Here is a 6,621-nt window from a genome sequence, read left to right as displayed (position 1 = left end):
GACGTGCTTACCGTTCAATAAATCTCGCTGTCAAAACCAGTCGACCCCATTAATTCCTGCGAAGGCAGGAACCTTATTCTTTGAGAGATAATGTTCAATAATTGGGCGTTCCCTTTCAGGTCGCGCTCTCGGCAGTCGCTCTTTTCAAGGAGCTCCAACAATGCCTCCATCGCTAACGCAGTTTGCAAAGTTACCAAAAGTTTCTTCTAACCTTGCAACTCTGTCCAACTTATTTCAAAAAGTATGCCACGTAGACATATATATGTTTAAGGTCATTATGTCATAAGTATTTTAGTTTCATAATTAGAACAATTTATAATAACATGACAAAATACTGTAAAAAATAGGTTCTCGATAATCATGGGTACTGATCTTTATATCTTAATTTTGCCAACAACAGAATTAAAGAAGTTTCCATGACAAAACCAAGGGTTGCACTAGCGATTGGTATCATTTGTATATCCATATTTCCAATTTTGGTAAAGTTAAATTTAACCCCCGGACTAATCTCTGCGTTTTATAGGATGGCCATCGCTTCGGCAATTCTTTTACCATATGTGATAATCACCAAACAATTTAAGGTGACCTCCCGAAAAGCGTTTTGGCTCTCCGTGATTTGTGGGGTTGTTTTTGGGTTGGATGTTGGTGTCTGGAATATTGCTATTCAACAATCAACGGCCACGCAGGCCACACTCTTGACAAATTTATCGCCAGTTTGGGTGGGGATAGGGGCATTCCTGTTTCTTAAAGATAAACCTAAACAGAATTTCTGGGTCGGTACCGTCGTGGCAATATTTGGGATGGTGCTCTTGGTGGGCTTTGAACTGTTTCTCAATTTCGATTTTAACCTAGCATTTATTTTTGGGATCCTCTCAGGCATGCTCTATGCCATTTATATGTTGACCAGCAAACGGATTTTAGGAGAATTAGAAGTCATGACCTTTATGACCGTGAGTTTGCTGTCTTCCGTTGTTGCCTTGGGATTACTAAGTTATATCATGGGGGAGCCGTTTGGCGGATTTTCAAATACAGGGTGGCTTGTATTGGTAATTCAGGGGGTGGTGTGCCAACTCTTGGCCTGGTTGCTGATCAGTTTTGCTACCAAACATATGCGCGCTACAAGGGTGTCCGTGAGTTTGTTGGGACAAGCGGTATTGGCGTCAATACTGGCGTGGTGGCTGCTTGATGAAATGATATCGCTTCAGATGGTTATTGGAGGATTTGTACTTCTTTTTGGGATTAGATTGACCTTTTATGAAAGGCCAATCTTTAAGTAAAGAAATAAACACTTTTTATAAGCATACGTTTAAATGAAACCTAGGTTTGGCTGGTTCTTAAATAAAAATCAAGAATAAGTGGCCTGTAACCCATAAACTAATTTATGAAATTTTCGCAACTGCATAGTCTACAACAAAATTAACCACATTTCCTGAATAATTTAATTACGGAATGTTTGCGAAAACTCGCAAATCGACTTATTTTCGTGACCTTGCAAAATAATAAAATTTCCTGCTGAGATCTTTCGAGATTATGGAAATGTCTAATTACACTTTTCTATGAAATTTGCCCTTATCAAAGAACGTAAAAACCCACCTGACAGACGTGTTGTATTCACCCCAGAAAAATTAGCGAAGGTTAGAGCGCAATTTCCACAAGCTGAGTTTATTGTGGAGTCGAGTGATATTAGGGTTTTTCCAGATTCAGCTTATAGGGCGTTGGGATTTGAAGTTACCGATGATGTATCCGATGCTGATATTCTTATAGGGGTTAAGGAAGTACCCATTGAAGCTTTGATTCCGAATAAGAAATACTTTTTCTTTTCACATACCATCAAAAAACAGGTTTATAACCGTGAACTGCTGCAGGCAATCTTAGAGAAAAATATCGAGTTGTATGACCATGAAACCATCGTCAAGCAAAGTGGGACCCGCTTAATTGGTTTTGGGAGGTATGCTGGATTGGTTGGCGCTTATAACGGGTTTAGGGCTTTAGGGCTTAGAGATGGATTATTCAATTTGCCTAAGGTGGAAACGCTGGCTGATTTGAATGCTGTGAAGGTAGAGTTGGATAAAATAAGTATCCCACCAATTAAGATAGTGCTTACTGGAACGGGGAAAGTTGCATACGGTGCCAAAGAAATTATAGATCACTTAAACATAAAGGAGATCAGTGATGCCCTTTATTTGACCTCACAGTTTACAGAACCGGTTTATTGCATGATTGATGTTATGGAATATAATAAAAGAAAAGATGGAAAAGTAGGCAGCAAACAACAGTTTTATAAACACCCAGAAGATTATGTTAGCAACTTTATGGCCTATGCCAAGGAGACAGATCTATTTATTGCGGGTCATTTTTATGGTAATAATGCGCCATATTTATTCACACGTCGTGATGCGAAATCACCAGATTTCAGGATCAATCTTGTAGCAGATATCAGTTGTGATATTGACGGTCCTGTGGCTTCTACCTTGAGGGCATCTACAATAGTGGATCCGTTTTATGGCTATGATGCCCAAACGGAAAAAGAAGTTGCTTTTGATGCAAAAGGCGCCATCACTGTTATGGCGGTTGATAATTTACCTTGTGAACTCCCAAAGGATGCCAGTGAAGGTTTTGGCGAGATGTTTTTGGAGCATGTCATTCCGGCATTTTTCAATGACGATGAACGTGGCATTCTTAAGCGCGCCAAAATGACCAAAGACGGGCAGCTCACAAAGCGATTTGAATATCTACAGGATTATGTGGATGGGGAGTAATATTCAGTCTGCAGTTGGCGGTCTTCAGCTTCAGCGGGCAATCTGCAGTCCTCAGTTTGGTATAAATAAAAAAGTCTAATATTATATTTTTCAGGCTTTTTAAATTTCTATGTATTGTTACCTCTTTAAAGAACTTATAGTTGAATTATCTTATATTGATAGCTTTTCTATGAGCCCTTCCATTAAATAGTGTATATATCAAAAATATATATCCTATCTTTTATAATCGATATACTAATTGCGATTCCAGAAAAGGAATAACATATATAGATTTAAAATATTTAAAATTACAGTTTCACTGCTTATTCTATCTTAATCTTTTCGCCAAGAAACTTTGGCTGCACATTGAATACGACGTCAATAGAGGCTTTGATTCTCGCTAAATATTCTCTTGCCCTTGTTTTTAATCCGTAGCGATGAGTTACATCTCTGGCATTAAACCCGATGGCATTGATGTTAAAGTGTTTTGCTAAATACACGGCGCGCTCATTGTGGAACTTCTGGGAAATTATTGTAAAAGACTCTTGACCAAAAACTTCTTTAGCTCTCAATACCGAATCCAAAGTCCTAAATCCTGCAAAATCTAGAACAATTCTGTCTTCAGGAATCCCTCTTTTAACGAGGTCATTTTTAAACGTTGTAGGTTCATCGTAATATTCAGTTCCGTTGTCACCGCTTACCAGGATATAGTCAATTTTACCCGCGTTAAACAGAGCAACTGCGGCATCAATCCGATAGGCGTAGTAAAGATTGATGCCTCCTTGGGCTCTATATTTACTGGTGCCCAAAAGTAAGCCTACCTTGTTTTTTGGAAGATCATTAACTTTGGAATACACAGCATCCTTTGCTTTGTAAACAATCCAATAGTTGGTTGATAACAGTGCAACAACCATTATAATGACCAAGAGCAGAACAGTTTTTAGGAATTTCATAGAACATAATATACAAGGTTAATTTTGATGAACAATGACGGCATCCCTATATCAACTTAATAAATTCAGTTTAATTGACTAGCCATGGTTAGTGTTCTTAATATCAAGAGAGAAGAAAAAAGGACCAAGCACCCCGAAATTTGAAACATTAATTACAATTCTTTATATACCTTATAAATTTCAAATTCCAGACCTTTATAGTTTTTCTTCTGCCTCCTTTCAACAATATAATACTGGTCTTCAAAAAATGGAAGGGACGTAATACTTACATCAGCTTTGATCACTTCATAGCCCTTTGCCAAGGCTTGAGATTCAATAATACGCATCAATTTGATCCCAAATCCTCTTCGCAAATAATCTTTATGAACATAGAGCCCGTCAAAATAATTGCCTTTGCTGAGATAGGCAAATCCTACGACAGTGTCTTTCAATTCGGCAATTATAAAATAGGAGTTTTGAATGCGGTCCTCCCATTTATCGATGTCTAATGCCCCTGAGGTCCAGACACGAATTTGCTTTTCAGAATAATCCTTTGCATTGACATGCGAAATGGAATCCCTAAAAATTGTAGTGATAAAAGGAATGTCTTCTACAGTTGCTTCTCTAATTTGTATCATACTAAATTCTAAATTTTCCGCCTAGACTAAAAACGCTTTCTCCAAAGAAAAAGTATTGTGAAGCACCTTCACTTGCATTGCGGGTGGTTCTGATATTACCCATATTGATATACCCGCCTCTAAGATCGCCTTGAATAAAAAAGTGCTTGAAGAAGGTCAAGTTCAACCCGGCGGCAATTGAAAGTCCATATCCTGAAACATGAAATTCATCATACCTATCCCGGCCAAAAAGGGTGGTGTTGGTTTTTGGATAAAGAACTCCAGCGCCAATTCCTTCTGTGATGTTTATCTGAAATTTATCGGTGTTTTGAATGTTGAAAATCGAGGAAATATCGTCATGCCGCGCAAATTCGAGGTACACATAATTTAATCCATCAGTATGTTCAAACTGTAAAAAATCTTCAGAAATCAATAAATTCTGATTGTGATAACCCCCGTTAAACACTGATCCTACATCATTTGAAGGTAAATTTATATAGCCATCGACCATTCTCATTTTATCTGCAGGCATGACATACTTCATGTGGTCCATTCCAAGGGCTATGGAGTAATTATCTGAAATAAAATAACCCAATTTAAAGTTGGTTTGCGGAATGGTAATCCGTGTTGGGTTTATATAATCTATATGCCAACCTTTTGGTTTATCCTCTGCCGTTACCTCTTTTATGGTAAAATTGTAGTCCACTCCTTTGAAGGTGATATCAGATTTTGTGAACGCTGCCCTGTTTCCGCCCCAGCTTACAAAAAACTTGCCTTTGTTGGTTGCTGTATACCTTGTAGGTTCTGTGATGTCTTGTGAAAAAGTGTTGAATGTGGACAAAAAAAGTAGTACACCAACAAGTGGTGTGTGAATTTTTTTAAACATTAAAAGTCTTATAAGCTATTAATTGTTTTTCTAATGGCCACTAAATTAGTGAGTAGTTTTTCCAAATTGTCTAAGTGAAGCATGTTGGCGCCATCACTTTTGGCATTCGCAGGATCGAAATGTGTTTCAATAAACAAACCATCAACATTATTTACAACGCCAGCTCTAGCAATTGTTTCAATCATATCAGGCCTGCCTCCGGTAACACCAATACTTTGGTTGGGTTGTTGCAATGAGTGGGTGACATCCAAAACCGTCGGTGCATATTCGCGCATGGTAGGGATACCTCTAAAATCCACAATCATGTCCTGATAGCCGAACATCGTGCCTCTGTCTGTAATCCAAACTTTCTCATTGCCGGCATCTTTAACTTTCTGGACGGCGTGTTTCATGGCCTCAGGACTCATAAACTGACCCTTTTTTAGGTTGACCACTTTCCCCGTTTCTGCGGCGGCTACAACTAAATCTGTTTGTCTTACCAAAAATGCTGGAATCTGTAAAACATCCACATATTCTGCTGCCATGGCTGCATCGGATATTTCGTGAATATCAGTGATTGTGGGAATGTCAAAAGTTTCAGAAACCTTACGGAGTATTTTAAGTGCTTTCTCATCGCCGATTCCCGTAAAACTATCTATTCTACTGCGATTCGCTTTTTTAAAACTCCCTTTAAAGACATAAGGAATTTGTAATTTATCAGTGATTGCCAATACTTTTTCAGCAATTCGGAGCGCCATTTCTTCACCTTCAATGGCACAAGGACCACATAATAAAAAGAAATTATTAGCTGTTGTATGTTTTAATTTGGGAACGTCTTTAAGAGTCATTTGCTTATTTATTTAAGTATGCAAAGTTACGGAAAATTATACACGAAGATGTCCATGTTGCATAGGGAATTTCAATGACAGTATGGTGTATTTTTTGGTAAAGGATTGGAGTGCTTTTCAATGGTTTCTATCAAAGGTTTTACAAGATTTATTTTTGGGGACGAGTAAAAAGGTAATAAGCCATTTTAAAACTGATGGACAGTAAATGTTTTAATCTTTTAGACATGCAAATTATCCTTAACCCCGACGCCATCCGTAATCTATATAACCATCTTTTGATGTGGTTGCCAATGTTTCTTTGCATCGAAAAATTACCGATAACGACAATTACAACTCCCGGAATTAGGAAGCGTTTGGTTTCAGAAGAAATATTCACGATGTTTAAGAGATTTGATAAATAATCAGTATTATATAGAAGAAAAGATAGAGGGATGCAATTCTCGAAAAAAATTAAACTTCCCATTGGATTTGTCAACCGTCATAAAAACGGAATCCCTAATGACACATAGGAGAGGCATAAAGATATTCACATCTATTATGGATTTCAGTTAACTACTAAACAATTACTGCAATAAAATAGGGATAAGCACAAATTTTTTAGTATATTCTAAGTGCCTACGT

The 6,621-nt window shown here is 37.7% G+C and carries 6 protein-coding genes; 2 read left to right on the top strand and 4 right to left on the bottom strand.

The features are described from left to right. Positions 1 to 416: 416 nt before the first annotated feature. Complete coding sequence (locus tag VLZ86_RS04270; protein ID WP_325449077.1) at positions 417 to 1,277, top strand: DMT family transporter; 861 nt, start codon at positions 417 to 419, stop codon at positions 1,275 to 1,277. 279 nt (positions 1,278 to 1,556) lie between these two features. After that, positions 1,557 to 2,759, top strand: a complete 1,203-nt coding sequence (locus tag VLZ86_RS04265; RefSeq protein WP_325449075.1) for an NAD(P)-dependent oxidoreductase — start codon at positions 1,557 to 1,559, stop codon at positions 2,757 to 2,759. Positions 2,760 to 3,061: 302 nt separating this feature from the next. On the opposite strand, the gene VLZ86_RS04260 is transcribed toward VLZ86_RS04265, so the two are convergent. From VLZ86_RS04260 to kdsA, 4 genes are all read right to left on the bottom strand, one after another. After that, positions 3,062 to 3,691: a SanA/YdcF family protein gene (locus tag VLZ86_RS04260; RefSeq protein WP_325449073.1), complete on the bottom strand. Its 630-nt coding sequence runs from the start codon at positions 3,689 to 3,691 to the stop codon at positions 3,062 to 3,064. 152 nt (positions 3,692 to 3,843) lie between these two features. After that, complete coding sequence (locus VLZ86_RS04255) at positions 3,844 to 4,308, bottom strand: GNAT family N-acetyltransferase (RefSeq protein ID WP_325449071.1); 465 nt, start codon at positions 4,306 to 4,308, stop codon at positions 3,844 to 3,846. Between the two features lies 1 nt (position 4,309). Then, positions 4,310 to 5,173, bottom strand: coding sequence for a hypothetical protein (locus VLZ86_RS04250; protein WP_325449069.1), 864 nt, complete (start codon positions 5,171 to 5,173; stop codon positions 4,310 to 4,312). Positions 5,174 to 5,181: 8 nt separating this feature from the next. Next, positions 5,182 to 6,000: a 3-deoxy-8-phosphooctulonate synthase gene (gene kdsA / locus VLZ86_RS04245; protein ID WP_325449067.1), complete on the bottom strand. Its 819-nt coding sequence runs from the start codon at positions 5,998 to 6,000 to the stop codon at positions 5,182 to 5,184. Positions 6,001 to 6,621 lie beyond the last annotated feature (621 nt).

Source organism: Gelidibacter sp. (assembly GCF_035515035.1).
Taxonomy (GTDB): Bacteria; Bacteroidota; Bacteroidia; order Flavobacteriales; family Flavobacteriaceae; genus Gelidibacter.
Note: the sequence above shows the minus strand (reverse complement) of the source record. Positions and strands in the feature narration are given on the sequence as shown.